This window comes from Cellulomonas sp. ATA003, from assembly GCF_031582905.1.
Lineage (GTDB): Bacteria > Actinomycetota > Actinomycetes > Actinomycetales > Cellulomonadaceae > Pengzhenrongella.
Map to the genome: position 1 here is coordinate 3,066,074 of NZ_CP133990.1, position 26,159 is coordinate 3,092,232.

Below are 26,159 nucleotides of genomic sequence, written 5' to 3' on the forward strand. Positions count from 1 at the left end.
GACCACGCCCCGGGTGCACCTGGCCATCGTTATGAACCTGGTACCGGTGAGTAACACGCCGATCATCCAGCGCGCGGGGCGCGGGCGCGCCACGGCGGGCGGCGGCGGGCCCGGCTCACACGTTGAAGCGGAACTCCACGACGTCGCCGTCGGCCATGACGTAGTCCTTGCCCTCGACGCGCGCCTTGCCGGCGGCGCGGGCGGCGGCGACCGAGCCCGCCGCGACGAGGTCGTCGAACCCGATGACCTCGGCCTTGATGAAGCCGCGCTGGAAGTCGGTGTGGATGACGCCGGCCGCCTGCGGCGCCGTCCAGCCCTGCCCGATGGTCCAGGCCCGGGCCTCCTTCGGCCCGGCGGTGAGGTAGGTCTGCAGGCCGAGGGTGTGGAAGCCGACGCGCGCGAGCTGGCTCAGCCCCGGCTCGGCCTGGCCGGACTCCGCGAGCATCTCGGCGGCCTCGTCGGGCTCGAGCTCGACGAGCTCGGACTCGAACTTGGCGTCGAGGAAGATCGCGTCGGCGGGCGCGACGAACGCCCGCAGCTCGTCCTGCATCGCGGTGTCCGCGAGGCCGTCGTCGTCGGTGTTGAAGACGTAGATGAACGGCTTGGACGTCATGAGCTGCAGCTCGGCGACGCGCTCGGGGTCGAGCCCCGCGGCGGCCGCCCCCTGGAAGAGCGTGGTGCCCGTCTCCAGCACCCGCTGCGCCCCGACGGCGGCGTCGAGCAGCGCCTGGTCCGCCTTCTTGCCGCGGACCTCCTTCTCCAGGCGCGGGATCGCCTTCTCCAGGGTCTGCAGGTCGGCGAGGACGAGCTCGGTGTTGATGGTCTCGATGTCGTCCTTCGGCGAGATGCGACCGTCGACGTGCACGACGTCCGGGTCGGCGAAGGCGCGCGTGACCTGGCAGATCGCCTCGGCCTCACGGATGTTCGCGAGGAACTTGTTGCCCAGGCCCTCGCCCTCGCTCGCTCCGCGCACGATGCCCGCGATGTCCACGAACGAGACGGTCGCCGGGACGATCCGCTCGCTGCCGAACACCTCGGCCAGCGTCTCCAGCCGGGGGTCGGGCAGCGGGACCACACCGACGTTCGGCTCGATCGTCGCGAACGGGTAGTTCGCGGCGAGGACCTGCGCGCGGGTGAGGGCGTTGAAGAGGGTGGACTTGCCGACGTTGGGCAGGCCGACGATGCCGATGGTGAGTGCCACGGGCGTCGAGTCTACGCAGCGGCCCGGGCCCTCCCTACGCCATGGCCGCGACCCCCTGCATGAGCTCGGGCGACCGGCGCTCGAGCAGGCGGCCGCCGACCACGACGCCGCCGACCAGCAGCGCACCGCCCAGCACGACCCCGACGACGAGCGTGGCGACCCCGAGGCCGCTCGAGCCGCGGGTGATCGCCAGGACGCCGAGCACGAGCTCGGGGAGCACGAGGACGACCAGCACCGTCCACCCCAGGAGCTGGGTGAGCAGGTTGACGCCGGTCGAGCCGGACGGCGTCGCGAAGGCGCTCTGCCCCGACTGGGGGACGGGGAACAGGAAGCGCGCGCTCACCACGCTGGACAGCCCGAACGCGGTGAGCAGGACGCCGGTGGACAGCCCGAGGACGGCCGGCAGGTGGCCCCACTGGCCGGTCCACCACACCGACCCGACCGCCAGCAGGAGCACCACGGGCACGGACACCACGGCCGCGGCGACGACGCGTCCGGCCCGGTCCGCGCGCCCCGGGACCGCGGTGGACGCGTGCAGCCAGAATGCCGTGCCGTCGTAGGCGACGTCGGCGGAGATGGACCACCCCATGAGGAACGCGGTGACCGGGGCGATGACGAGCATGATGCTGCCCGCGCCGTCCGGGCTGACGAAGTAGGCGAGCACCGGCAGCAGGGGCACGATGACGAGCGACGCGGCGTAGCGCGGGTCGCGCACCCAGTAGACGAGGCAGCGGGCCGCGACGGCCCCCGTCGGCGTCCCGGGCAGCCGCCCGAGGACGCCCGTGCCGCGCGCGCGACGGGGGCCGCCGCGACGCGCCGTCGGCGGCCGCTCGAGGCTGCGGGTCAGGGCGGACGACCAGACCACGACCAGTCCGGCGAGGGTCGCGCCCGCGATGGCGACCCGGGCCGCCGCCGCACCCCAGTCACCGGCCGCGACGTCCGCGGGGATCGCCCACGGTGCACCGAGCGGCGTCCACGCCAGCGTCGAGGCGATCCCGGGGAGCGCCTGCCACCCGTCGGCGACGACCGTCGTGAGCCCGCTGAGCAACGGCCCGAGCAGGATGATCGGGATGGCGACCAGCACGCCCGCGGTCTCCCGGAACCGGCGGGACCCCACCACCCCGGCGAGCAGCGTCGTCCACGCGCGCGCGCCGACCACGCACACGGCCACACCGAGCAGCGCGCCCACCAGCGCGCCCAGGACCGTCGCGGGGCCGCGGGACCAGCTCACGACCGTCCCCAGCGCGAGCACCGTGGTCACCAGCCCGGGCACGCCGACGACGCCCGCGACCGCGAGCCCGGTCAGCAGCTCGCGCCGGGGGACGGCGAACGTCACGAACCGCTGGGGGTCGAGCGTCGAGTCGACCCCGGACGCGACCAGCGGCAGCACCCACCACCCGAGGACCGCGGCGCTGCCCGCGAGCGCCACGACGGTCGCGGCGTCGGGCACCGGGACGAAGCGCAGCGCGATGAGCCCGGCGACGCCGGCGACCAGGAAGCCCAGGCCGTACAGCGCCCCGAAGGCGAGCCCGACGAGCTGCCACGGGCTGCGGCGCAACCCGTTGCGCAGCAGCGTGAGCTTGAGCCGGATCAGGTGCGCAACCACGCCAGCCCCTCCCCGTGCCGCGCCCGCCGACCAGCTCGACGAAGCGGTCCTCGAGCGACGAGCCGGCCCGGACGTCGTCCACCGTGCCGGCCGCGAGCACCCGCCCCTCGGCGACCACGGCGACGTGGTCGCACATGCGCTGGACGAGGTCCATGACGTGGGAGGACACGATCACCGTGCCGCCGCTGCCGACGTAGGAGTGCAGGATCTGGCGGATGTTCGTCGCCGAGACGGGGTCGACCGCCTCGAACGGCTCGTCGAGGACGAGCAGCCGCGGTGCGTGGATGAGCGCGGACGCGAGCGCGACCTTCTTCGTCATGCCGGCGGAGTAGTCCACGACGAGCTTGTCGGCGTCCGCGGCCAGGTCGAGGGCGCGCAGGAGGTCCCCGGTGCGCTCGGTCACCGTCGCCCGGTCCATCCCGCGCAGCAGCCCGGCGTAGGTGATGAGCTGCTCACCGGTCAGGCGGTCGAACAGCCGGACGCCGTCCGGCAGCACGCCGAGCATGCGCTTGGCGGCGGTCGGGTCCGCCCACAGCGACTGCCCGTGGACCCACACCTCACCGGCGTCGGGGCGCAGCAGCCCGGTGGCCATCGACAGCGTGGTCGTCTTGCCCGCGCCGTTGGGCCCGACGAGCCCGAAGAAGGAGCCCGCCGGCACGTCCAGGTCCACCCCGGCGACGGCGACCTTGTCCCCGAACCGCTTCCACAGGCCGCGCAGCGCCAGGGCCGGCGCGGCGCGTCCGGAGGCGGGTGGCGGCGGGGACGCGGTGGGCGGGCCGGGCACCGGTGCGGCGACGCCGTCGGCAGGGGTGGCCGACGTCGCGCTGCGGCGGGCCGGGTCGGGCGGGGCGTCGTCGGGCAGCGGCATGCGGTCAGGGTATCCAGGGGGCACCCACGTCCCGGAGGATCCGTGCCCCCGCCGCGACACGCCTGGCGCACCACCTCCGGCGGGCATGTGGGTGGCACCTGCGACCGTCGTGCCATGGAGCCGATGTCCGTCCTGGTGCCCCTCGCGACCCTGCTGCTCGGGGTGCTCGTCGGGGCGCTCCTCGGCGCGCGCCGGTCCGCCGGCGAGCTGCACGGTGCCCGCGTCGCGGTGGCACGCGCGCAGGCCGAGCTCGTCGCCGAGCGGCGCGCGCACGCCGAGCGGGTGCGCTCCTCGAGGCGGACGGCGAGCGCCTCGCCGACCGGTTCCGCAGCGTCGCCGCGGACGCGCTCGCGCAGAACAACGAGCAGTTCCTCGCCCTCGCGGACCAGCGGCTGCGTGCCGGCCAGCAGACCCACCTCGTCGAGGTGGCGCAGCAGGAGGAGGCGGTCCGGGAGCTCGTCGAACCCCTGCACCGCACGCTCGCCGAGGTGCGCGCCGAGCTCGGCACGGCCGAGCGCGCGCGCCTGACCGGGCAGGCGGCCCTGGCCGAGCAGGTGCGGGCGATGCGCGAGTCGTCCGAGGCGCTGCGCACGGAGACGGCCGGGCTCGTCACGGCGCTGCGGTCGTCGCAGGTGCGGGGCCGGTGGGGCGAGCTGCAGCTGCGCCGGGTCGTGGAGTCCGCGGGCATGGTCGCGCACGTCGACTTCGTCGAGCAGGCCCCCGTGCGGACCGACGACGGCGTGCTGCGCCCCGACATGGTCGTCCGGCTGGCCGGTGGCAAGAGCATCGTCGTGGACGCGAAGGTCGCGTTCCTCGGCTACCTCGAGGCGAGCCAGACGACGGACGAGTCGGTGCGTCGGGCGCGGCTGGCGGCGCACGCGCGGCACTTCCGGCGGCACGTCGACGACCTGGCGGCCAAGCGCTACTGGGACCAGTTCGCGCCGGCCCCCGAGTTCGTCGTCATGTTCGTCCCCGCCGAGGCGTTCTTCCACGCCGCGCTCGACCAGGACGCCGCCCTGTTCGAGTACGCGTTCGAGAAGAACGTGGTCATCGCGACACCCACGACGCTGCTCGCGCTGCTGCGCACCGTCGGGTACGCCTGGCGCCAGGATGCGCTGGCCGCCAACGCGCAGCAGGTGCTCACCCTCGGCAAGGAGCTGCACGCCCGGATCGCGACCCTCGGCGGTCACCTGACCCGGCTCGGCCGGGCGATCGACGGGGCGGCGGGGGCCTACAACCAGACCGTGTCCAGCCTGGAGACCCGCGTCCTGGTCAGCGCGCGCCGGTTCACCGACCTCGACGTCACCGGCGCCGACCTGCCGACGCCCCCGACGTCCGACCCGCGGCTGTCCGCGGTCAGCGCACCGGAGCTGCTCGCGGTCGAGGACGACGACGAGCCGCGCGACGGCGTGGTGCCCATGACGCGACGCCCGCACCCGGAGCCGGAGGACGTGCCGGAGGACCGGACCGGGTGAGGTGCGTCGGCCGGCTCGTCGGGACCGGGCCGGGTGGTGAGACCGGCCGGGTGGTCAGACCGGCCGGGTCGTCAGACCGGCTCGACCGTGAGCTCACGGCGCGCGCCGCGGCGCGGCATCGCGACCGGGGTGCCGGCCTGCTTGAGGTCCGTGCGCAGCTCACGCGGCAGGGAGAACATGAGGTCCTCGGTGGCGGTGCGCACCTCCTCGACCGTGTCGTACCCGAGGCCGGCCAGCAGCTCCAGGACGTCACGGACGAGGATCTCCGGGACGGAGGCGCCGGACGTGACCCCGACCGTCGTCGCCCCGTCGAACCAGGCGGGGTCGACCTCGCTGGCCCGGTCGACGCGGTACGAGGCACGTGCCCCGGCGTCCAGGGCGACCTCGACGAGGCGCACGGAGTTCGAGGAGTTCGCCGAGCCGACCGTGATGACCACGTCGCAGTGCGGGGCGAGCTTCTTGACGGCCACCTGACGGTTCTGGGTGGCGTAGCAGATGTCGTCGCTGGGCGGGTCCTGCAGGGTGGGGAACCGCTCACGCAGGCGGCGCACCGTCTCCATCGTCTCGTCGACCGACAGGGTGGTCTGCGAGATCCACACGACCTTGTCGGGGTCGCGGACGGTCACGGTGTCGACCTCGTCCGGGGAGTTGACGACCTGGATGTGGTCGGGCGCCTCGCCGGCGGTGCCCTCGACCTCCTCATGACCCTCGTGGCCGATGAGGAGGATGTCGTAGTCGTCCGACGCGAACCGCACCGCCTCCTTGTGCACCTTGGTCACCAGGGGGCAGGTGGCGTCGATCGTCTTGAGCGACCGGGCGGCGGCCGACGCGTGCACGGCCGGGGAGACGCCATGGGCGGAGAAGACCACCCGCGCCCCCTCGGGGACCTCGTCGGTCTCCTCGACGAACACCGCCCCGCGCTCCGTCAGGGTCTCCACGACGAACTTGTTGTGGACGATCTCCTTACGCACGTAGACGGGTGCGCCGTAGTGCTCGAGCGCCTTCTCCACCGCCACGACGGCTCGGTCGACCCCGGCGCAGTACCCGCGTGGGGCCGCCAACAGGACTCTCTTGCGCTGCTCGGTCACCCCGCCATGGTACGGGGCGATGCCGCCGCGACACCGGGCGGGCGGTGTGGTCCGTGGCACCCTGACCGGGTGACCGCCGAGGACGACCGACCGCTCCCGCTGCCCGCCCGGGCGCTGGAGACCACCGCGGAACGGCCCTGGCCGGTGCGCCTGCTGTCGGTGAAGATCGCCGACTACGTCGCCAAGATGGCGCCGGTGTGGGTCGAGGGCCAGGTCGTCCAGCTGAACCGGCGCGCGGAGGCCGCGACGGCCTTCCTCGTGCTGCGGGACACCGACGCCGACATGTCCCTCCCGGTCTCGGTACGGACGCAGCTGCTGGGGTCGCTCGCGGCCCCCTGCGCGAGGGTGCGCACGTCGTCGTGCGGGCGCGGCCGACGTACTGGACCAAGCGCGGGTCCTTCTCGCTGCAGGCCGACGAGCTGCGGCCGGTCGGGGTGGGCGAGCTCCTCGCCCGCATCGAGCACCTCAAGCGGGTGCTGGCGTCGGAGGGGCTGTTCGACCCGGCGCGCAAGGTCCCGCTGCCCTTCCTGCCGCACGTCGTCGGGCTCGTGTGCGGTCGCGGGTCCAAGGCCGAGCACGACGTCGTCGTCAACGCCCGCGAGCGCTGGCCGGACGTGACGTTCGAGATCCGCGAGGTCGCGGTGCAGGGGACGTCGGCCGTCCCGCAGGTCAGCGCGGCGATCGCCGAGCTCGACGCCGACCCGCGGGTCGAGGTCATCGTGGTGGCGCGCGGCGGGGGCGCCGTGGAGGACCTGCTGCCGTTCAGCAACGAGATGCTGGTGCGGGCCGCCGCGTCGTGCCGCACGCCGCTGGTCAGCGCGATCGGGCACGAGACCGACACCCCGCTGCTCGACCTCGTCGCCGACTACCGGGCCTCGACCCCGACCGACGCCGCCAAGCGGATCGTGCCGGACGTCGCCGAGGAGCGCGCTCGCCTCACCGGGGCACGGCACCGGATCCGGACCGCCGTGACGCAACGGGTGGCCCGCGAGCAGGCCGGCCTGGACGCGCTGCGGTCGCGGCCCGTCCTGGCCGCCCCCGAGACGATGGTGCAGGGGCGTGCCGTCGACGTCCTGGCCCGCCGGGAGGCCGGGCGACGCGCGGTGGACCGGGCGCTGTCCCGGGGCACCGCCGACACCCAGCGGCTCGCGGCGCAGGTGCGCGCGCTCTCCCCGCCGCGACGCTGCAGCGCGGCTACGCCGTCGTGCAGGGGGCCGACGGCCGGGTGGTGCGGGACGCCGACGACGTCGCCGACGGCGAGCGCCTCCGCGTCCGGGTCGCACGGGGCGAGCTCGCCGCCCGCGCCGCCCGCGACTGACCACCGCGACCGACCACCGCGACCGACCAACCGGGCGCCGCCCCGACGGACCGCGCTCCGACGCACCCGCACCGCACCGCACCCACCCGCACCCCGCCGCACCGCGCCGCGCCGCACCAGGCCGCACCCACCCGCACCCCGCCGCACCGCGCCGCACCGCGCCGCAGCGTGCTCCGCCACGGTCGGGCGGCGGCGTGGATACTGGCCCGGTGCCGACGACCCCACCCCCGCCCCCGGCGCCGACGGCGCGCCCGACGTCTCTGCTCTGAGCTACGAGGAGGCCCGCGACGACCTGGTCGCCGTGGTGGCCCGCCTCGAGGCCGGGGGCGCGACGCTCGAGGAGTCCCTCGCCCTGTGGGAGCGCGGCGAGGCGCTCGCCGCCCGCTGCCAGCAGTGGCTCGACGGTGCCCGTGAGCGGCTCGCCGCCGCGCAGGCGGACGGCGAGGGCGCGGCGTGAGCGCGTCGCACGGCGGAGACGTCCACCCCCGGGCCCGCGCCGAGGGCTCCCGCGCGCTCGTGGTCGGCGAGGCGCTCGTGGACGTGGTCCGCCGTCCCGACGGCACGGTCGACGAGCACCCCGGCGGCAGCCCGGCCAACGTCGCCCTGGGCCTCGCACGCCTCGGCCGGCCGGTCGAGCTCGTCACGTGGATCGGCACGGACGCCCGCGGGCACGCGGTCCGCGACCACCTCGAGTCCGCCGGCGTGCGGCTCTCACCGGGCAGCGACGGCGCGGCGACGACGTCCGTCGCGACCGCCACGCTCGACGGCACCGGCGCCGCGACCTACACCTTCGACCTCGACTGGCAGGTCCCCGCCGGGCGGGCCCCCGACGACGGCGGCGTCGTCGTCGTCCACACCAGCACGATCGGGGCCGTCCTCGAGCCGGGTGCACCGGACGTGCTGCGGCTGCTCGCCGAGGCGCGCGTCGACGCGACCATCACCTACGACCCCAACATCCGCCCGGACCTGCTCGGGGACGCCGACGACGCCCGCGAGACCGTCGAGCGGCTCGTCCTGCTCGCGGACGTGGTGAAGGTCAGCGACGAGGACCTCGTCTGGCTCGAGCCCGGCACCGACCCGGGCGACGTCGTGCGGCGGTGGGCGTCGCGCGGCCCGGGCCTGGTGGTCCTGACCCGCGGCGGTGCGGGCGCCCTCGCGGTCACCGCGGGCGGGGTCGAGGTGAGCGTGACCGCGCCGTCGGTCGAGGTCGCCGACACCGTCGGCGCCGGTGACTCGTTCATGTCGGGGCTCCTCGACGGGCTGTGGTCCGCGGGGCTGCTCGGCGCGTCGCACCGGATCGCCCTGGGCGGTGTCGGTGCGGAGGTGCTCACCCCGGTGCTCGAGCGGTGCGCGCGGATCGCTGCCATCACGGTCTCGCGACCGGGCGCGAACCCGCCGCGAGCTGACGAGGTCGACGACGTCGACGAGGTCGACGAGGGCACCCCCGGCGCCGGCTGACGGACCGCTCCCCGGACGCCGTCGTCCGTCACCCGTCCGGACCTGCCAGGATGCGCCCATGCCACGCGCCACCACTCCCGCCGAAGCCTGGGCGATCCTGCAGGAGGGCAACGCCCGGTTCGTCGCGGGCGAGATGCAGCACCCGTCGCAGGGCGTCGACCGCCGCGCCGAGGTCGCGGCCGAGCAGACGCCGTTCGCGGTGATCTTCGGGTGCGCGGACTCGCGCGTCGCCGCCGAGATCATCTTCGACCAGGGGCTCGGCGACCTGTTCGTCGTCCGGACCGCCGGGCACGTCCTGGACACCACCGTGGTCGGGTCGATCGAGTTCGGGGTGGACCTGCTCTCGACCCCGCTCGTGGTCGTCCTCGCGCACGACCGCTGCGGTGCGGTCGCCGCCGCCACCCGCGCGCTGACCACCGGGGAGCTGCCCCGCGGGTTCGTCCGGGCCATCGTCGACCGCGTCATCCCCAGCATCGTGGGCCTCGACAACCGCGGACCCGCCGGGCTGGCGACGCTCGACGCCGCGACCCTCGGCCGCGAGCACACCCGGCACACCGTGCAGATGCTGCAGAGCTACTCCGCCGGCCTCGCCGAGGCGGTCGCCGCGGGCCGGTGCGCCATCGTCGGTGTCGAGTACACGCTCGCCGACGGGCGGATCTCGCTGGTCGAGTCGGTCGGCGACATCGGGCTCACCGACGACGCCGTCGCGGCGCCGGCACCTCCGGCCTGACGGGGCGCACGCCCGACCTCGGCGGGGCCGATCGACCGCTGCACCCGACGCTCCGCCGATTTCCGCCCGGCCTGCCCGCGCGGCACGATGAGCGCCATGAGCGACGACGCCGCGACCCAGTCCCCCGCCTACCCCGACTTCCGCATCGAGCGCGACACGATGGGTGAGGTCCGCGTGCCCGCCCGGGCGCTGTACCGCGCCCAGACGCAGCGGGCGGTCGAGAACTTCCCGATCTCCGGCACGCGGCTCGAGCGCGGCCACATCGAGGCGCTGGCGCGCGTCAAGAAGGCCGCCGCGCAGGCCAACGCCGAGCTCGGGGTGCTGGACGCCGGCGTCGCCGCCGCGATCGTCGCGGCCGCAGACGAGGTCGCCGGCGGCGCGCACGACGAGCACTTCCCGGTCGACATCTTCCAGACCGGCTCCGGCACGTCGTCGAACATGAACACCAACGAGGTGCTCGCGACGCTGGCCACCCGGCACCTGGGCCGCGACGTCCACCCGAACGACCACGTCAACGCGTCGCAGTCCTCCAACGACGTGTTCCCCACCTCGGTGCACCTCGCGGCGACGGCGGGGGTCGTCCACACGCTCGTGCCGGCACTCGAGCACCTCGCCGAGGCGCTCGAGGCGAAGTCCACCGAGTTCGCCGACGTCGTGAAGTCCGGGCGCACCCACCTCATGGACGCCACCCCGGTGACCCTCGGGCAGGAGTTCGGCGGCTACGCGGCGGCGATCCGGTTCGGCGTCGAGCGGCTCGAGTCCGCCCTGCCCCGCGCCGCGGAGGTCCCCCTCGGCGGGACCGCGGTGGGCACCGGCATCAACACCCCGGCGGGCTTCCCGCAGCGGGTCATCGCGCTGCTCGTCGAGGACACCGGGCTGCCGCTGACCGAGGCGCGCGACCACTTCGAGGCGCAGAGCAGCCGGGACGGGCTCGTCGAGCTCTCCGGCGCGCTGCGGACCATCGCGGTCAGCCTGACGAAGATCTGCAACGACCTGCGCTGGATGGGGTCCGGCCCGAACACCGGCCTCGGCGAGATCGCGATCCCGGACCTGCAGCCGGGCTCGTCGATCATGCCGGGCAAGGTCAACCCGGTGATCCCCGAGGCCGTCCTCATGGTCGCCGCGCGGGTCATCGGCAACGACGCGACCGTCGCGTGGGCCGGCGCGAGCGGGTCGTTCGAGCTCAACGTCCAGATCCCGGTCATCGCCCTGGGGGTGCTGGAGTCGGTGCGCCTGCTCGCGAACGCGTCCACCGTGCTCGCGGACAAGACGGTCGCCGGCATCACCGCCAACGTCGACCGGGCCCGGTCGCTGGCCGAGTCGTCGCCGTCGATCGTGACGCCGCTCAACCGGGTCATCGGGTACGAGGCCGCGGCGAAGGTCGCCAAGCACGCGGTCGCGCACGCGGTCACCGTCCGCGAGGCGGTCGTCGCGCTGGGGTTCGTCGAGCGCGGCGAGATCACGGAAGCTCAGCTGGACACGGCGCTCGACGTCATGGCGATGACCCGGCCGCCGCAGGCCTGACCGCCCACGCCCGGCCGCAGGCCCGACCGCCCACCCCGACGGGGCCCGTCCGGTTCGTCCCGGACGGGCCCCGTCGGGCACCGCGGGTTCACCGTGCCCGCACCGCGTCCGCCATGGCCCGCACGGCCTGCTCGACGAGCGGCCGCGGGGTCGCGAACGTGTACCGCACGAAGCCCTCACCCGCGGCCCCGCACGCGCGCCCGTCGGTGACCGCGACCCCCGCGTGCTCCAGGAAGAACGCGGCCGGGCCGGACGGCAGGTCGAGCGCGCGGCAGTCCAGCCACGCCAGGTAGGTGCCGTGCGGCGGCGTGTACCGGACCTCCGGCAGGTGCTCGGCGAGCTCGTCGGCGAGGATGGACCGGTTCGTGTCGAGGTACCCCAGGACGGAGTCGAGCCACGGCCCGCCCAGCCGGTACGCGGCGGTGTTGGCGATCACGCCGAGCGTGCTGGCGCCGTGCCCGGCCATCGCGCCGATCCGCTGCCACACCGCGGCGTCCGCCTCGTTGCTCAGGATCATCTGCGCGCACTTGAGCCCGGGGATGTTCCACGCCTTCGACGCCGACGTCGCCGTCACGGTGTGCGCCCCGGCCGCCGGGGAGATCGAGGCGTACGGCACGTGCACGGCGCCCGGGTACACCAGCGGCGCGTGGATCTCGTCGGAGAAGACCCGGCCGCCGCGCCGCTCGACCACGTCCGCGAGCGCGAGCAGCTCCTCGCGCCGCAGCACCCGACCCAGCGGGTTCCACGGGTTGCACAGCACCACGAGCCCACCCGCGGGTGCCAGCGCGCGGTCGATCCCGTCGAGGTCGAGGGCCTGCACACCGTCCACCTCGATAGCGGGCACCTCGACGAGCTCCCGGCCGAGCGTGGCGGGCACCGTGAGGAACGGCATGTACGCCGGCGTCGGCAGCACCACCGGGGACCCGGGCGCGGAGAAGTGCTCGATGGCGACCGTGAACCCGGCCAGGACGTCCGGCAGGGGTGCACCGATCCCGGCGGCACGTCCCACCCGTAGAGGTCGCGGTACCAGGTCGCGGTCGCCTCGGACATCGTCGCGGCGGCCGCGGGCGGCAGGTACCCGAACGCGCCCTCCTCGACGGCGGCGTGCAGCGCCCGCACGACGGGCTCGGCGGACGGGAAGTCCATCTCGGCGACGAAGGCGCCGAGGGCGTCGGGGAACGCGGTCCACTTCAGGCTTCCCCGCGCCCGCAGCGCCTCCGCCGTGATCGCGTCGAGGTCGCTCTCGTCGATCGGCTCGGGGCCCGGCTCCGCACCCCGCGCCAGCGGGCGGACGGGCGGACCGGTCCGGTCCGACGGTGGCACCACGGCGTCGGGCGGCACGGCGCTCACACCTCGAGCGACTCGAGCATCTCGGTCACCAGCGCCGCCACCGGTGACCGCTCGGAGCGGGTCAGCGTGACGTGCGCGAACAGCGGGTGCCCCTTGAGCGCCTCGATGACCGCCGCGACGCCGTCGTGCCGGCCGACCCGCAGGTTGTCGCGCTGGGCGACGTCGTGCGTGAGCACGACGCGCGAGCTCTGCCCGATGCGGGACAGCACCGTGAGCAGCACGTTGCGCTCCAGCGACTGCGCCTCGTCGACGATGACGAACGCGTCGTGCAGCGAGCGGCCGCGGATGTGGGTCAGCGGCAGGACCTCGAGCAGGTCACGGTCCATGACCTCCTCGACGACCTCCCGGGAGACGAGCGCCCCGAGCGTGTCGAACACGGCCTGCGCCCACGGGTTCATCTTCTCGGCCTCGCCGCCGGGCAGGTACCCGAGGTCCTGGCCGCCGACGGCGTACAGCGGGCGGAACACCATGACCTTGCGGTGCTCGCCCCGCTCGAGCACGGCCTCCAGGCCTGCGCACAGCGCGAGCGCCGACTTGCCGGTCCCAGCGCGCCCGCCGAGCGAGACGATCCCGATGCTCGGGTCGAGCAGGAGGTCGATCGCGATGCGCTGCTCCGCGCTGCGCCCGTGCACGCCGAAGGCGTCCCGGTCACCGCGGACGAGGCGCACCTGCTTGTCGGCGGTGATGCGGCCGAGCGCGGACCCGCGCGGGGAGTGCAGGACGAGCCCGGTGTGGCAGCGCAGGGCGCGCTCCCCGCACCGTTGACGTCGACGAGGTCGAGCGTCTCGTGCTCCCACAGGTCGGCCATCTGCCGCTCGGTGAGGTCGAGGGCGTCCATGCCGGTCCAGCCCGAGTCGACGGCGAGCTGCGCGCGGTACTCCTCGGCGCGCAGGCCCACCGCTGACGCCTTGACCCGCATCGGCAGGTCCTTGGAGACCACGGTGACGTCCCGGCCGTCGCGCGCGAGGTTCGCGGCGACGGCCAGGATTCGGGTGTCGGCGTCGGCCAGCCGGAAGCCGGTCGGGAGCACGTGCGGGTCGGTGTGCCCCAGCTCGACGCGCAACGTCCCGCCGACGTCACCCACCGGCAGCGGCCGGTCGAGCCCGCCGTGCTCCACGCGCAGGTCGTCGAGCATCCGCAGGGCGGACCGCGCGAAGTACCCGAGCTCGGGATGGTCGCGCTTGCCCTCGAGCTCGCCGATCACCTGCACCGGCAGGACGACGTCGTGCTCCGCGAAGCGGAGCAGGGCCTTGGGATCCGACAGCAGCACGGAGGTGTCGAGCACGTACGTGACGCGCCCCGGCTCGGGGCCGGCGGACGATGCGGGGTCGGTGTCCTGGGTGACGGCCTGACGGACCACGGCGGGCTCCCTCGGGCGCTGGGTCAGCGCCGCTCGCGCCTCCCCGCCGGTCGGCGACCGTCGGGCGGCGACTGGGTGGGGGACGGTCGGCCGGCCGGTGGGCCGTCGGCCGGCCCACCTCCCGGAGCGGGTGCTCCATGCGGCAGGCCTCTCGTCGAGGGCGGCGGGTGCCACCCGTTGCCCTCGGACGCTACGCCGCGTCACCGACACCCGGGGGCGAGGACACGCGCGGCGCGGGCGGTCACCGCCAGAGTTCATCCTCCGGCGGCCGACCGGACACCTGACCGGTCACCTCCCGAGCCGACGCTCCCGCTCGGCGTAGGAGCGCAGGGCACGCAGGAAGTCGACCCGCCGGAAGTCCGGCCAGTACGCCTCGCAGAAGTAGAACTCCGAGTGCGCGCTCTGCCACAGCAGGAAGCCGCCCAGGCGCTGCTCCCCCGACGTCCGGATGACGAGGTCGGGGTCCGGCTGCCCGCGGGTGTAGAGGTACCCCGCGATCTCGTCGACGTCGACGCTCTCGGCGAGCCCTTCGAGCGACGTGCCGCGGCGGGCGTGCTCGCGCAGCAGGGACCGGACGGCGTCGACGATCTCGTGCCGGCCGCCGTAGCCGATCGCGACGTTGACGTGCAGCCCGGTCACGCCGTCGGTCCGCTCCTGCGCGTCCCGGAGCTTGGCCGCGGCCTCGGCGTCCAGCAGGTCCAGGTCTCCCATGACCTGGATGCGCCAGCGCCCGGTGGTCGCGAGGTCGCACACCGCGTCGGTGATGATCTCCACGAGCTCGCGCAGCTCCGCCGCCGGCCGCTGGAGGTTGTCCGTCGACAGCATCCACAGCGTGACGACCTCGACCCCGACGTCCTGGGACCACACGAGCAGGTCGCTGATCTTGTCCGCCCCGCGCCGGTGCCCGGTCGAGGCCGGCTCCCCGAAGGAGCGCGCCCAGCGCCGGTTGCCGTCCAGGATCACCCCGACGTGCCGCGGGACCACCTCGCGCGGCAGGGACGCCGCGAGACGGCGCTCGTAGACGCCGTACACAGGGCGGGGCAGACGCACGCGCGGACCTCCGTCGATGGGCGGGTTGCTCACGCTACCGCTCCCCGACGGCGAGGCACGGCGAGCCGGTCCGCCGGGCCACGGTCCGCCACGACGCGGCCCCGGCCAGGGCGCCGGTGGTTGCACCGGGCGTGGCCAGCCGCATGTCGGCGGCGTGCGCGGTCGCGGCCGACGGCCCGGTAATCTGCGGTGCCGTCATCGCGGCGGCCGACCGCGGCCGGCGACGGCTGACACCGGCCGACAGCAGCCGACCGACAGCAGCCGGCGGCAGCAGCCGGCCGACACCGAGCCGGCGACAGCAGCCGCCCGCGACCCGGCGAGCGCCCGACGGGAGGACCAGCACCATGGCTCGAGGACCGGCCGACGGGTCCGGCGCATCCGACGGGACGCTCGGGGACGACCTGCGCGAGGGCGTGGCCGACCTCGCGGACGCCGTGAAGCCGCTCCTGCGCGGCTGGATCCACCTCGGGATGTCCCCGGTCGCGCTCGCGGCCGGTGCCGTCCTGGTCGCCCTGGCGCCCACGTCGCAGGCCCGGTGGTCGACGGCGGTCTTCGTGCTGACCTCGGTCATGCTCTTCGGCACCAGCGCCGTCTACCACCGCGGCACCTGGTCGCCGCGGGTGGCCGGGGTGCTGCGCCGCCTGGACCACTCGAACATCTTCCTCATCATCGCCGGCACCTACACCCCGCTCGCGGTGCTGCTGCTCGAGCCCCCGACCGCGCGCCTGCTGCTGTGGGTGGTGTGGGTGGGTGCGGTGCTCGGCCTGACCGGGCGGGTCCTGTGGCTGGGCGCGCCCCGCTGGCTGTACACCCCGATCTACGTGGCCCTGGGCAGCGTCGCCCTCGGCTTCCTCCCGCAGTTCTCCCGCACGGGGGCCCGACGTCGTCGCCCTGGTCGTGGGCGGCGGTGTCGCCTACATCGCGGGTGCGGTCGTGTACGGCATCAAGCGCCCGAACCCGAGCCCGCGGTGGTTCGGGTTCCACGAGATCTTCCACATGCTGACCGTGGTCGGCTTCGGGTGCCACTGGGTCGCGGTCTGGCTCGCGTCGTCCCGCGCAGCCTGACGTCCCGGTGCCGCGCGAGGCGACCGCGGCACCGCCCTACCACGGCGCGACGGCGTCGACCTACCGCGGCACGACGGCGTACCGCCGGTTGGCCAGCGAGGGGTTGCGGTCGCGGACCGCGGTGATCGCGGCGCCGTCCAGGTCGACGGTGAGCGTCCCGGGTCCGGCGCCGAGGCGCTCGAGGACCCGGCCGTCCGCCGCGACCGCCAGCGACGTGCCGGTCACCCCGCGCCCGGCCTGCCCGACGGCCAGGACCGCGGACGTGTTCTCGATCGCCCGGGCCACCGCGAGCGCCTCCCACTGCGCGGCCTTGCCCGGGCCGGCCACCCATGCCGCGGGGACCACGAGCACGTGGGCACCCGCGTCCACCAGGCGGCGGGCCGACTCGGGGAACCGCAGGTCGTAGCAGGTCATCACACCGAACCGCAGCGGCCCGACGTCGAGCACGAGCGGGGGCGCGTCGGCCGCACCGGGCTCGAGCCGCTCGGACTCGCGGTGCCCGAAGGCGTCGTACAGGTGCACCTTGCGGTACACGCCCGCGACAGCGCCGTCCGCCCCGATCGCCACGACGGCGTTCACGGCCCGATCGGGGCGGTGCCCGGGGAGCGTCGTCCCGGCGATCACGGCGGTCGCGGTCGCGCGTGCCCGCTCGCGCAGCGCCGAGACGAACGGCCCGTCGAGCGGCTCGGCGTGCTCCGGGCCGACGCCGCGCGGGTCGAAGCCGGACGCGTACTCCGGCAGCACCACCAGGCGCGCCCCCGCGTGCTGCGCGGCGTCCACCGCGGACAGCGCCGTCGCACGTGCGGCGCCGTGGTCCGGCCCGACGACGACCTGGCCCAGCGTGACGCGGACCGTCGCGGGCGCGGTCGCCACGGGCGCGGCCGGCGCCGGCGCAGCCGTCCCGGGCACGGCCGTCCCGGGCACAGAGGTCCCGGGCACAGCCGTTTCCGGCGCAGCCGTCCCCGGCACCGGCGTCCCCGACCCGGACATCATGGCCGCCGCGGGCCGCCGGCGCCGGGCCGGGGCGCGTCCGGATCCGGATCGGTCCCGGTGCCCGGCGTGGCGTCCCGGCCACGCCCGGTGGCCGGCCCGCCCCCGGTGGCCGACCCGCCCCCGGTGGCCGGCCCGTCGCCGGCGGCCGCCCCGGGGCTGGCGGCGTCGGCGGCGTCGCGAGCAGCCCCGCGCACGGTGACCCGGCGCAGGTGCCGGGTCAGGGACAGGAACAGCAGGACGCTCGCCAGCGCGATGAGGAACACCGGGATGAACCCGATGAGGCCGGGCGAGACCTCGTAGGTCTCGAAGTTCTGCGGCGCGGGGCCTGGGGACGGCTGCGCCACCACGCCCGCCACGCCGGGGACCGCGACGGGCAGGACGGCGTACGACGGCAGCCTCACAGCTCCCCTCGGGGTCGATGCCGGCGAACAGGTCGTCCTCCGGCAGCGTCGTGGCGACCCGCGACTCGGCGAGCTCGTACTCCTCGGTGGACCAGGTGGTGGCCTCGAGGTCACGCGGGACGGCGAAGAAGAAGCCGTCGGGGTCGATCTGCGTGGCGTGCGCCCGCAGGGCGTCGTCACGCTGGGGAAGTACGCGGCGCACTCGATCGACGTCGTCGTGGCCCGCTCGGGGATCTCCCGTGCCTCGCGTGACTCGATCCACTCCCCGAACGGCGACTCCTGGCCGCGCTCGAGCAGGGCCTCGTGCACCGCGCGCATCCGGACCATCGAGAAGCCGTGGTTGTAGTAGAGCTTGAGCGGCTGCCACGGCTCGCCCCGGTCGCGGTACCGCTCCGGGTCGCCGGCGGCGTGGAACGCCTCCCACGCGACCCGGTGGCACATGATGTGGTCCGGGTGCGGGTAGCCGCCGGTCGGGTCGTAGGCGGTCATGACGTGCGGCCGGAACCGGCGCACGAGCTCCACGAGCGGGGCCGCGGCCACCTCGAGCGGCTGCGCCGCGAAGCACCCGTCGGGCAGCGGCGGCAGCGGGTCACCCTCGGGCAGACCGGAGTCGACGAACCCGAGCCAGTGGTGCTCGACCCCGAGCGCGGCGGCCGCCGCGGCCATCTCGTGGCGGCGCACCTCGCGCATGACCTCGAGCCCCGGCTCGAGCGGCGGGTAGTGCGGGTTGAGCAGGTCGCCCCGCTCGCCACCGGTGCACGAGACCACGAGCACCTGCGCACCCTCGGCGGCGTACCGCGCGGTGGTCGCCGCGCCCTTGCTCGACTCGTCGTCGGGGTGCGCGTGCACCGCCATGAGTCGACGCCGTCCTGCGCTCACCACTCCTCCTTGCCCGGCCGCCGGCTGGGGGTGGCGGCCCGTCGAGGGACAATGGTGTCGCATCGGCGGGGCCCGCCCCACCGCACCCGGTGATGCCGGCCGCCCCGACCGGGCTGCACGCGGCGCAGAGAGGACAGCTGTGAGCGAGACCACCGCCCCCCGCACCCCCGCGGGCCGCTACGGCCCCGAGGTGTCCCCACGGCGCCGGGCCGCCACCCGGGTCGGGATGGCCGCGCTCGGCGCCGGCGCGGTCGCGCTCGCGGTGTGGATCGGCCTCGGCGCAGGCAACCCCGAGGTGTCCTGGGAGGACGTCGGCTACTCCGTGCAGGGCCCGGAGCGGGTCGACGTGACCTTCCGCGTGACCAAGGACGCCGACGCGACGGCGTCGTGCACGCTCACGGCGCTGAGCCAGTCCTATGCGCAGGTCGGCGTCGTGACGGCCACCGTGGGGCCGGCGTCCGGCCGCGTCGTCGAGCAGACCGTCCCGGTCGCCACGCAGGAGCTCGCGGTCACCGGTGTCGTCGACGGCTGCGAGATCGTCGAGCCGTCACCGTAGGCCGCCGCCGCTCGGGCAGGCTCGGACAGGTCGGGCAGGCTGCGGACGGCACGCGCGGGCCGCCTGCAGCGGGTGCGGCGGACGGGGCCGGACCGGTGCTCGCGACCACGTTGCTAGACTGTCCGATTCACCACGACCGCTGTGACACGGATGACTGAGCTCAGCCGCCGCTGCGGGCCCGGTGTGAGGGTCGGCTTCAGCCGTCCCGGCGCACCGCCCGACCCCCGGTGGGCCGGTCCCGCACGCCACGCTGACCCGAGACAGGAGCGACCATGACCGAGACGACTGCCGTCACCTGGCTCACCCAGGACGCGTACGACCGGCTGAAGGCCGAGCTCGAGGACATGACCGGCCCCCGCCGGACCGAGATCGCGGCCCGCATCGCGGCGGCCCGCGACGAGGGCGATCTCAAGGAGAACGGTGGCTACCACGCCGCCCGCGAGGAGCAGGGCAAGCTCGAGGCACGCATCCGCGAGCTCACCGACAAGCTGCGCAACGTGCAGATCGGCACGCCGGCCGACGACGGCGTCGTCGAGCCCGGCATGGTCGTGACCGCGGTGGTCGCGGGCGACGAGATGCGCTTCCTCCTCGGCTCGCGCGAGATCGCCGGGGACGCCGACATCGACGTGTACTCCCCCACCTCGCCGATGGGGGCCGCGATCATCGGGCACGCCGCGGGCGACAAGGTCACCTACGCCGCTCCGAACGGCCGCGAGATCGCCGTCGAGATCGTCGAGGCGACGCCCTTCACCGGCTGAGCGCCCGCCACCGGCCGCAGCACGGCCCCGACCGCGACCCCGTACCCTGCGGCGCGCAGATCTCCCACGACCTGGGCGCAGTGCTCCGGTCCCTTGGTCTCGAGCTGGACGTCCACCTCCGCCTGGTGCAGCGGCAGGTCGATGCCGGTGCGCAGGTGGGACACGTGCACGACGTTGCCGCCGCTCGCGGCGAGGCCTGCGAGCAGTCCGGCGAGGGAGCCCGGGGTGTCGTCCACCCGGACCCGCAGCTGCAGGTACCGCCCGGCGGACGCCAGCCCGTGCCGGACGACGCGGAGCAGGACCAGCGGGTCGACGTTGCCGCCCGACAGCACCGCCACCACGGGCCCCTCCCACCCGCCCGGGTCGGCCATGATCGCGGCCACCGCGGCCGCGCCGGACGGCTCGACCAGCAGCTTCGCGCGCTCCGCGACGAGCAGCAGCGCCCGGGACAGGTCGTCCTCGCTCACCGTCCGCACCTCGGTCCCGGCCTCGTGCAGCACGGTGAACGGCACGAGCCCCGGTGTCCCGACGGCGATGCCGTCCGCCATGGTCGTCGTCCCCGGTGCGGGCAGGGGCTCGCCGGCCGCGAGCGACCGGGGGTAGGCGGCGGCCGCCGCGGCCTGGACGCCCACGACGCGGACGTGGGGCGCGAGGGCACCGATCGCGGTGACGACCCCGGCCGCGAGCCCGCCACCGCCGACCGGCACGACCACCGTCCGCACGTCGGGGACCTGCTCCAGCACCTCCAGGCCGATCGTCCCCTGGCCGGCGACGACGTCGGGGTGGTCGAAGGGGTGGATGAGCACCGCGCCGGTGCGCCGCGACTCCGCGAGCGCCGCCGCGAGCGCCTCGTCGACCGACGCCCCGTGCAGCCGCACCTCGGCGCCGTACTCGCGGGTCGCGGCGACCTTCGGCAGCGCGGCGTCGGCGGGCATGTGGACCACCGCGTCGATGCCGAGCAGCCGCGCCGCGAGCGCCACGCCCTGCGCGTGGTTGCCCGCGCTGGCCGCGACGACACCGCGGGCGCGCTCCGCCGCGGACAGCCGCGCCATCCGCACGTACGCGCCGCGGATCTTGAACGACCCGGAGCGCTGCAGGTTCTCGCACTTGAGCAGGACCGGCGTGCCGGCGATCGCGCTCAACGCCCGGCTCTCCTCGACCGGCGTCACGGTCGCGACCCCGGTCAGCAGCGCCGCGGCGGCCCGCACGTCGTCGACCGTCACCGGCGGCTGGCCGGCGGGTCGGTCCGGCGGCCGGGTCGGGGACCCGGTCACGTCCCCACGCGCTCCGGGCCGGTGTCGACGGCCGGTGCGCGCAGCTCGAAGTGGTCGTCGGACCCCAGCGCCGGGAACTTGTCGTGCCCGTGCAGGTAGAGGATCACCGTGTTGAGCACCGCGACGAGCGGGACCGCGAACAGCGCGCCGACGATGCCCGCGGCGAAGGACCCGGCCGCGACCGCGAGCAGCACCGCCACCGGGTGCAGCGAGACCGCGTGGCCCATGAGCAGCGGCTGCAGGATGTGCCCCTCGATCTGCTGGACGAGCAGCACGACCCCGAGCATGAGCAGCGCGACGACCGGCCCCTGCGCGACCAGCGCGACGAGCGCCGCGACGGTGCCCGTGACGACCGCCCCGACGATCGGGATGAACGCCCCGACGAACACCAGGGCGGCGAGCGGCAGCGCGAGCGGCACCTGCAGGATCAGCGCACCGACGCCGATGCCGACGGCGTCGACGAACGCGACGAGGATCTGCGTGCGGGTGTAGCCGCCGAGCGTGACCAGGCCCCGTCGTCCGGCCTGGTGCGCGGCGCGGCGCGCACCGCGCGGGAGGAGGCCGACGAGCCAGGACCAGATGGTGCCGCCGTCGTGCAGGAAGAAGAACGTGCAGAAGAGGGTGATGAGGGCGCCGGCCGCGACGTGGCCGACGGTCGTGGTCACCGACAGCGCGCCGGAGACGAGCGTGCTCGAGTTGGTGGTCGCCCAGTCCGACAGCTGCCCCACGTAGTCCTCGAGCTGGACGGCGGTCAGCGCGAGCGGGCCGTCCGACAGCCAGTCGATGAGCTCGTCGAACCCGGCGAGCGCCTGCGCACGCAGCTCGCCGAAGCCCTCGGCGATCGAGTTCCCGGCGACCGTCACCAGGCCCACGACGAAGGCGACCAGGCCCAGCACGGCGACCGCGACGGCGAGCACCCGCGGGAACCGGGCGACGTCGACCAGCAGGCGGACCACCGGCGCGAGGAGCACCGCGAGGAGCACGGCGATCGCGACCGCGACGACGAGGACCTTGAAGTACGCCAGCAGCCAGAACAGCAGCGCGAGCCCGGCCGCGATGACCAGCACCCGCCACGACCAGGCGGCGGCGACCCGGACCGACGGCGGGACGACGTCGGCGCCGGGATCGGTCACCGCAGCGCCTGGGTGAGGTCCGCGAGGAGGTCGGCGACGTCCTCGATGCCGACGGACAGCCGCACGAGGTCGTCCGGCACCTCCAGGGCGGTCCCCGCGACCGAGCCGTGGGTCATCTTCGCCGGGTGCTCGACGAGCGACTCGACCCCCGAGCGACTCGGCGAGCGTGAAGACGCGGGTGCGGTCGCACACCGCGAGCGCGGAGTCCACGCTCCCGGTGCGGAACGAGATCATCCCGCCGAACCCGGTCATCTGCTTCGCCGCGACGGCGTGCTGCTCGTGCGAGGCGAGGCCCGGGTAGATGACCTGGGTGACGCGCTCGTGACCCTCGAGGAACTCGGCGATCGCCTGCGCGTTGGCGCAGTGCCGGTCCATGCGCACCCCGAGCGTCTTGAGCCCGCGCAGGGTGAGCCACGCGTCGAACGGGCCCGCGACCGCGCCGGACGCGTTCTGGTGGAAGCCGACGGCGTCCGACAGCGACGTCGTGCCCGTCGGCCCCTGCATCCCCGTCGGCAGCTCGGCCCCGTCGGCGACGACGAGCGCCCCGCCGACGACGTCGCTGTGCCCGCCGATGTACTTGGTGGTGGAGTGCACGACGACGTCCGCGCCGAGCTCGAGCGGACGCTGCAGGTACGGCGTCGCGAACGTGTTGTCCACGACGAGGATCGCGCCGGCCGCCTGCGCGTGACCGGCGATGGCCGCGATGTCGGCGATGCCGAGCAGGGGGTTGGTCGGGGTCTCGAGCCAGACGATCTTGGTCTGCCCCGGGCGGATCGCGGCGAGGACCTCCTCGGCGTCCGACAGGTTCACCGGCGTGTGCTCGATCCCCCAGGGCCCGAACACCCGGGCGATGAGCCGGTAGGTGCCGCCGTAGGCGTCGTCGGGCACGACGACGTGGTCACCCGGGCGCAGCGCCGCGCGCAGGAGCGTGTCCTCCGCGGCGAGGCCGGAGGAGAAGGCGAAGCCGTGCGAGCCGCCCTCGACGGAGGCGAGCGCGGCCTCGAGCGCGGTGCGCGTGGGGTTGCCCGAGCGGGAGTACTCGTACCCGCCGCGCAGCCCCCCGACGCCGTCCTGCTTGTAGGTGGACACCTGGTAGATCGGCGTGACCACGGCGCCGGTTGCGGCGTCCGGGTCCTGGCCGGCGTGGATCGCGCGGGTGGAGAACCCGGCGTCGGCCCACTCGTGGGGGGGCTGCGGGTCGTGGGGCGTCTGCGGTGTCGTGCTCACGTGCCCAGGCTAGCCGCGGGCGGCGGGAACACCCGTCGGGGCGATGCGCGTTGACACCGCAGGCCCGCCCGACGTGACGTCGGACGCGCGGGCACATCTGACGAAGGAGCCGGACATGTTCGGATCGTTGCTGCGGACCTCGATGGTCGACCCCGAGCGCGCGCTGCGCGGACGGGACCGCTACGCCTACTCGATCCCGGCGACGCACACCGTCCTGGGCACACCGCTGCAAGGCCCGTGGCCGGTCGGCACCGCGCAGCTGTACCTCGCGATGGGCTGCTTCTGGGGCGCCGAGCGCGCGATGTGGCAGCTGCCGGGCGTCGTGACGACCGCAGCCGGGTATCAGGGCGGGTTCACGCCGTACCCGAGCTACGAGGAGACGTGCACCGGCATGACCGGGCACACCGAGGCCGTCATGGTCGCCTACGACCCCGAGGTCCTCACGCACGAGGCGCTGCTGCGGGCGTTCTGGACGTCGCACGACCCGACGCAGGGCTTCCGCCAGGGCAACGACCGCGGCACGCAGTACCGGTCGGCGGTGTACTTCACGACGCCGGAGCAGGAGGCCGCGGTGCTGGCCACCCGCGACGCCTACGCCGCCGAGCTGGCCAAGGCCGGGTACGGCGCGATCACGACCGAGGTGCGTCCGGCGTCCGAGGCGGGGACGTTCTACTACGCCGAGGCGTACCACCAGCAGTACCTGGACAAGAACCCGAACGGCTACTGCGGGCTCGGCGGCACCGGTGTCGCGTGCCCGGTCGGCCTGACCGGGGTCTGAGCGCTCGCGCGGCCGGCACGTCCGGCGCGCCCCGGACGTGACAGAGGGACCCCCGCCGCTCGGCAGGGGTCCCTCTGTCATCCGGACGTCGCCCCGGACGTCGTCCGGGGCCGTCGTGGGCGTCAGTTCACGCCGACGACGTCCACCACGAAGACGAGGGTGTCGGTGCCCTTGATGCCGGCCTGCGGCATGCCGCGCGAGCCGTAACCCTGGTGCGGCGGGATCGACAGCAGCACGCGGGAGCCGACCTGCTGGCCGACGAGGCCCTGGTCCCAGCCACCGATGACGGCGCCGACGCCGATCGGGAAGTTGATCGACGAGCCGCGGTCGTAGGAGTTGTCGAACACGCGACCGCCCCACGTCTGACCGAGGTAGTTCACGACGAGGTCGTCGCCGGTCTCGACCAGCGGACCGTCACCGCGGGACAGCACCACGACCTCGAGCTCCTCGGGCGGGGGCCCGCCGGGAAGGTGATCTGCGGCTTGTCGCCGAACGAGCCGGAGGCCTCGGGGAGCTGCGCGGTCATGGGTCGGTCCTCTCGCTGGGTGGCGCGGTGCCGAGCGGCACCGGTCCATCCTGCCCCGGTCGGGCCGGCGCTGCTCGGTGCGTGGGTCGGTGCGTAGGTCGGTGCACGGGTCAGTGCGCGAGGAAGCCCAGCAGGTCGTGGCGGGTCAGGACGCCGACCGGGCGACCGTCGTCGACCACCATGAGCGCGTCGCCGTCGTGCAGCGCGGCGCGCACCGCGTCCAGGCCCTCCCCCGAGCCGATGAGCGGCAGCGGCGCCCCCATGTGCTGGGCGACGGGGTCGGACAGCGAGGCACGGCCGGCGAACACGGCGTCGAGCAGGTCGCGCTCGCTCAGCGAGCCGGCGACCTCACCGATCTTGACCGGGGGCTCGGCGCCGACCACGGGCATCTGGGAGACGCCGTACTCGTGCAGGATCTCGATCGCGTCGCGGACCGTCTCGGTCGGGTGCGTGTGCACCAGGGCCGGCAGCTCACCGGACTTCGTGCGCAGGACGTCGGCGGCGGTCACGCCCTCGTCGGCGTCGAGGAAGCCGTAGGAGCGCATCCAGGCGTCGTTGAAGATCTTGCCCAGGTAGCCACGGCCGCCGTCGGGCAGCAGGACGACGATGACGGCCTGCGCAGCCGCAGCCGGGTCCTCGGCCTCGAGGCGTGCGGCGAGGCGGAGCGCCGCGACGACCGCCATGCCGCACGACCCGCCGACCAGCAGGCCCTCCTCGCGCGCGAGCCGGCGCGTCATCGCGAAGGAGTCCGCGTCGGTCACGGCGATGATCTCGTCGGGCACCGCCGGGTCGTACGCCGACGGCCAGAAGTCCTCGCCGACGCCCTCGACGAGGTACGGACGGCCGTCGCCGCCGGAGTAGACCGACCCGGCCGGGTCGGCGCCGACGACGTGCACGGGGCCGCCCGCACGGTCGGCGGAGGCGTCGTGCAGGTACCGCCCGGTGCCGGTGATCGTGCCGCCGGTGCCGACGCCGGTCACGAAGTGGGTCACGCGACCGTCGGTGTCGGCCCAGATCTCCGGGCCGGTGGTCTCGTAGTGGCTGGCGGGCCCGTTGACGTTGGCGTACTGGTTGGGCTTCCACGCCCCGGGGATCTCCCGCACGAGGCGGTCGGAGACCGAGTAGTAGGACTCGGGGCTGTCCGGCGCGACGGCGGTCGGCGTGACGACGACCCGGGCGCCGTAGGCCTCGAGGACGTCGATCTTGTCCTTGCCGACCTTGTCCGGGCACACGAACACGCAGTCGTACCCGCGGCGCTGCGCGACGAGCGCGAGCCCGACCCCGGTGTTGCCGCTGGTCGGCTCGACGATCGTCCCGCCGGGCCGCAGCTCACCGCTCGCCTCGGCGGCGTCGACCATCTTCAGCGCGATGCGGTCCTTCACCGAGCCGCCCGGGTTGAGGTACTCGACCTTCGCCAGGACCGTCGCGGACAGCCCGCGCGTGACGGACGTGAGCTGGACGAGCGGGGTGTTCCCGACGAGCTCGGAGATGTGCTGGGCGTACTTCATCGGCGGACGGTCGCTTTCGGTGGTGGGCAGCCG

18 protein-coding genes and 8 pseudogenes are annotated in these 26,159 nt (G+C 75.0%); 11 read left to right on the forward strand and 15 right to left on the reverse strand.

All coding sequences use genetic code 11. From position 1 onward, the window contains the following. Positions 1 to 115: 115 nt before the first annotated feature. The 3 genes and pseudogenes from ychF to REH70_RS15290 all read right to left on the reverse strand — a co-directional run bounded on the left by ychF (position 116) and on the right by REH70_RS15290 (position 3,675). The gene (gene ychF, locus REH70_RS15280; protein ID WP_310748569.1) at positions 116 to 1,201 is read right to left on the reverse strand and encodes a redox-regulated ATPase YchF; all 1,086 of its coding nucleotides are present in this window, start codon (positions 1,199 to 1,201) and stop codon (positions 116 to 118) included. Between the two features lie 34 nt (positions 1,202 to 1,235). After that, positions 1,236 to 2,807 (reverse strand): hypothetical protein, encoded by a 1,572-nt coding sequence (locus REH70_RS15285; RefSeq protein WP_310748571.1) that lies wholly within the window; start codon positions 2,805 to 2,807, stop codon positions 1,236 to 1,238. After that, positions 2,792 to 3,675 (reverse strand): annotated as a pseudogene (locus REH70_RS15290) (ABC transporter ATP-binding protein). Before REH70_RS15290 ends, REH70_RS15285 begins: the two are co-directional and overlap by 16 nt. Before the next feature lie 114 nt (positions 3,676 to 3,789). On the opposite strand from REH70_RS15290, the gene REH70_RS15295 reads away from it, so the two are divergent. Beyond that, complete coding sequence (locus tag REH70_RS15295) at positions 3,790 to 4,203, forward strand: hypothetical protein (protein ID WP_310748573.1); 414 nt, start codon at positions 3,790 to 3,792, stop codon at positions 4,201 to 4,203. Then, on the forward strand, positions 4,101 to 5,150 hold the full coding sequence (locus REH70_RS15300) for a DNA recombination protein RmuC (RefSeq protein WP_310748575.1): 1,050 nt from the start codon (positions 4,101 to 4,103) through the stop codon (positions 5,148 to 5,150). Before REH70_RS15295 ends, REH70_RS15300 begins: the two co-directional genes overlap by 103 nt. 71 nt (positions 5,151 to 5,221) lie before the next feature. On the opposite strand, the gene REH70_RS15305 is transcribed toward REH70_RS15300, so the two are convergent. Next, positions 5,222 to 6,259 (reverse strand): 4-hydroxy-3-methylbut-2-enyl diphosphate reductase, encoded by a 1,038-nt coding sequence (locus REH70_RS15305; RefSeq protein ID WP_396134762.1) that lies wholly within the window; start codon positions 6,257 to 6,259, stop codon positions 5,222 to 5,224. Here REH70_RS15305 and xseA point away from each other — a divergent pair. From xseA to REH70_RS15330, 5 genes and pseudogenes are all read left to right on the forward strand, one after another. Beyond that, a pseudogene (xseA, locus tag REH70_RS15310) lies at positions 6,245 to 7,556 on the forward strand (exodeoxyribonuclease VII large subunit). The gene REH70_RS15305 and the pseudogene xseA sit on opposite strands and share 15 nt — an antisense overlap. Positions 7,557 to 7,815: 259 nt before the next feature. After that, a pseudogene (locus REH70_RS15315) lies at positions 7,816 to 8,013 on the forward strand (exodeoxyribonuclease VII small subunit); the annotation flags it as partial. Then, positions 8,010 to 9,014 carry a carbohydrate kinase gene (locus REH70_RS15320; protein WP_310748579.1) on the forward strand — a complete coding sequence of 335 codons (1,005 nt, stop codon included), beginning with the start codon at positions 8,010 to 8,012 and terminating at the stop codon, positions 9,012 to 9,014. The pseudogene REH70_RS15315 and the gene REH70_RS15320, both read left to right, overlap by 4 nt. Positions 9,015 to 9,072: 58 nt before the next feature. Next, the gene (locus tag REH70_RS15325; RefSeq protein WP_310748581.1) at positions 9,073 to 9,744 is read left to right on the forward strand and encodes a carbonic anhydrase; all 672 of its coding nucleotides are present in this window, start codon (positions 9,073 to 9,075) and stop codon (positions 9,742 to 9,744) included. A 96-nt stretch (positions 9,745 to 9,840) separates the two neighbouring features. Continuing rightward, positions 9,841 to 11,268 carry a class II fumarate hydratase gene (locus REH70_RS15330; RefSeq protein WP_310748583.1) on the forward strand — a complete coding sequence of 476 codons (1,428 nt, stop codon included), beginning with the start codon at positions 9,841 to 9,843 and terminating at the stop codon, positions 11,266 to 11,268. Between the two features lie 88 nt (positions 11,269 to 11,356). On the opposite strand, the gene REH70_RS15335 is transcribed toward REH70_RS15330, so the two are convergent. From REH70_RS15335 to REH70_RS15350, 4 genes and pseudogenes are all read right to left on the reverse strand, one after another. Then, positions 11,357 to 12,277: an aminotransferase class I/II-fold pyridoxal phosphate-dependent enzyme gene (locus REH70_RS15335; RefSeq protein WP_310748585.1), complete on the reverse strand. Its 921-nt coding sequence runs from the start codon at positions 12,275 to 12,277 to the stop codon at positions 11,357 to 11,359. Between the two features lie 337 nt (positions 12,278 to 12,614). Further along, positions 12,615 to 13,903: pseudogene (locus REH70_RS15340) on the reverse strand (PhoH family protein). 363 nt (positions 13,904 to 14,266) lie between these two features. Further along, positions 14,267 to 15,028 (reverse strand): isoprenyl transferase, encoded by a 762-nt coding sequence (locus REH70_RS15345; protein WP_310754344.1) that lies wholly within the window; start codon positions 15,026 to 15,028, stop codon positions 14,267 to 14,269. A 34-nt stretch (positions 15,029 to 15,062) separates the two neighbouring features. Next, positions 15,063 to 15,374 (reverse strand): hypothetical protein, encoded by a 312-nt coding sequence (locus REH70_RS15350; RefSeq protein ID WP_310748587.1) that lies wholly within the window; start codon positions 15,372 to 15,374, stop codon positions 15,063 to 15,065. Here REH70_RS15350 and REH70_RS15355 point away from each other — a divergent pair. After that, positions 15,373 to 16,093: pseudogene (locus REH70_RS15355) on the forward strand (hemolysin III family protein). The gene REH70_RS15350 and the pseudogene REH70_RS15355 overlap by 2 nt on opposite strands. Before the next feature lie 60 nt (positions 16,094 to 16,153). Here the strand turns inward: REH70_RS15355 and REH70_RS15360 are convergent. Together REH70_RS15360 and mca are read right to left on the reverse strand one after the other, a co-directional pair. Further along, a complete protein-coding gene (locus REH70_RS15360) occupies positions 16,154 to 16,966 on the reverse strand; it encodes a carbon-nitrogen hydrolase family protein (protein ID WP_310754345.1) in 813 nt (270 codons plus the stop codon). A 537-nt stretch (positions 16,967 to 17,503) separates the two neighbouring features. Then, positions 17,504 to 18,342, reverse strand: a pseudogene (mca, locus tag REH70_RS15365) (mycothiol conjugate amidase Mca); the annotation flags it as partial. A 163-nt stretch (positions 18,343 to 18,505) separates the two neighbouring features. Between mca and REH70_RS15370 the strand changes: the two are divergent. Together REH70_RS15370 and greA are read left to right on the forward strand one after the other, a co-directional pair. Then, the gene (locus REH70_RS15370) at positions 18,506 to 18,922 is read left to right on the forward strand and encodes a DUF4307 domain-containing protein (protein WP_310748589.1); all 417 of its coding nucleotides are present in this window, start codon (positions 18,506 to 18,508) and stop codon (positions 18,920 to 18,922) included. 272 nt (positions 18,923 to 19,194) lie between these two features. After that, positions 19,195 to 19,680, forward strand: a complete 486-nt coding sequence (greA, locus tag REH70_RS15375) for a transcription elongation factor GreA (RefSeq protein WP_310748591.1) — start codon at positions 19,195 to 19,197, stop codon at positions 19,678 to 19,680. Here the strand turns inward: greA and ilvA are convergent. The 3 genes and pseudogenes from ilvA to REH70_RS15390 form a co-directional block, all read right to left on the reverse strand. Continuing rightward, positions 19,614 to 20,954 (reverse strand): threonine ammonia-lyase, encoded by a 1,341-nt coding sequence (gene ilvA, locus REH70_RS15380; protein WP_310748593.1) that lies wholly within the window; start codon positions 20,952 to 20,954, stop codon positions 19,614 to 19,616. The two genes, greA and ilvA, sit on opposite strands and share 67 nt — an antisense overlap. Beyond that, positions 20,951 to 22,087 carry an AI-2E family transporter gene (locus tag REH70_RS15385; RefSeq protein WP_310748595.1) on the reverse strand — a complete coding sequence of 379 codons (1,137 nt, stop codon included), beginning with the start codon at positions 22,085 to 22,087 and terminating at the stop codon, positions 20,951 to 20,953. Before REH70_RS15385 ends, ilvA begins: the two co-directional genes overlap by 4 nt. Next, positions 22,084 to 23,314 (reverse strand): annotated as a pseudogene (locus REH70_RS15390) (cystathionine gamma-synthase). Before REH70_RS15390 ends, REH70_RS15385 begins: the two are co-directional and overlap by 4 nt. Before the next feature lie 115 nt (positions 23,315 to 23,429). Here REH70_RS15390 and msrA point away from each other — a divergent pair. Further along, a complete protein-coding gene (gene msrA, locus REH70_RS15395; protein ID WP_310748597.1) occupies positions 23,430 to 24,092 on the forward strand; it encodes a peptide-methionine (S)-S-oxide reductase MsrA in 663 nt (220 codons plus the stop codon). Between the two features lie 122 nt (positions 24,093 to 24,214). Here msrA and REH70_RS15400 read toward each other — a convergent pair. Further along, positions 24,215 to 24,618: pseudogene (locus tag REH70_RS15400) on the reverse strand (FKBP-type peptidyl-prolyl cis-trans isomerase). 110 nt (positions 24,619 to 24,728) lie between these two features. After that, a complete protein-coding gene (locus REH70_RS15405; RefSeq protein ID WP_310748599.1) occupies positions 24,729 to 26,126 on the reverse strand; it encodes a cystathionine beta-synthase in 1,398 nt (465 codons plus the stop codon). Positions 26,127 to 26,159: the final 33 nt, after the last annotated feature.

Coding starts and splice junctions, on each gene's coding strand:
- greA (WP_310748591.1), top strand. CDS start 19,195: ATGACCGAGACGACTGCCGTCACCTGGCTCACCCAGGACGCGTACGAC.
- REH70_RS15325 (WP_310748581.1), top strand. CDS start 9,073: ATGCCACGCGCCACCACTCCCGCCGAAGCCTGGGCGATCCTGCAGGAG.
- REH70_RS15350 (WP_310748587.1), bottom strand. CDS start 15,374: ATGGTGCTGGTCCTCCCGTCGGGCGCTCGCCGGGTCGCGGGCGGCTGC.
- REH70_RS15295 (WP_310748573.1), top strand. CDS start 3,790: ATGGAGCCGATGTCCGTCCTGGTGCCCCTCGCGACCCTGCTGCTCGGG.
- msrA (WP_310748597.1), top strand. CDS start 23,430: ATGTTCGGATCGTTGCTGCGGACCTCGATGGTCGACCCCGAGCGCGCG.
- REH70_RS15330 (WP_310748583.1), top strand. CDS start 9,841: ATGAGCGACGACGCCGCGACCCAGTCCCCCGCCTACCCCGACTTCCGC.
- REH70_RS15405 (WP_310748599.1), bottom strand. CDS start 26,126: ATGAAGTACGCCCAGCACATCTCCGAGCTCGTCGGGAACACCCCGCTC.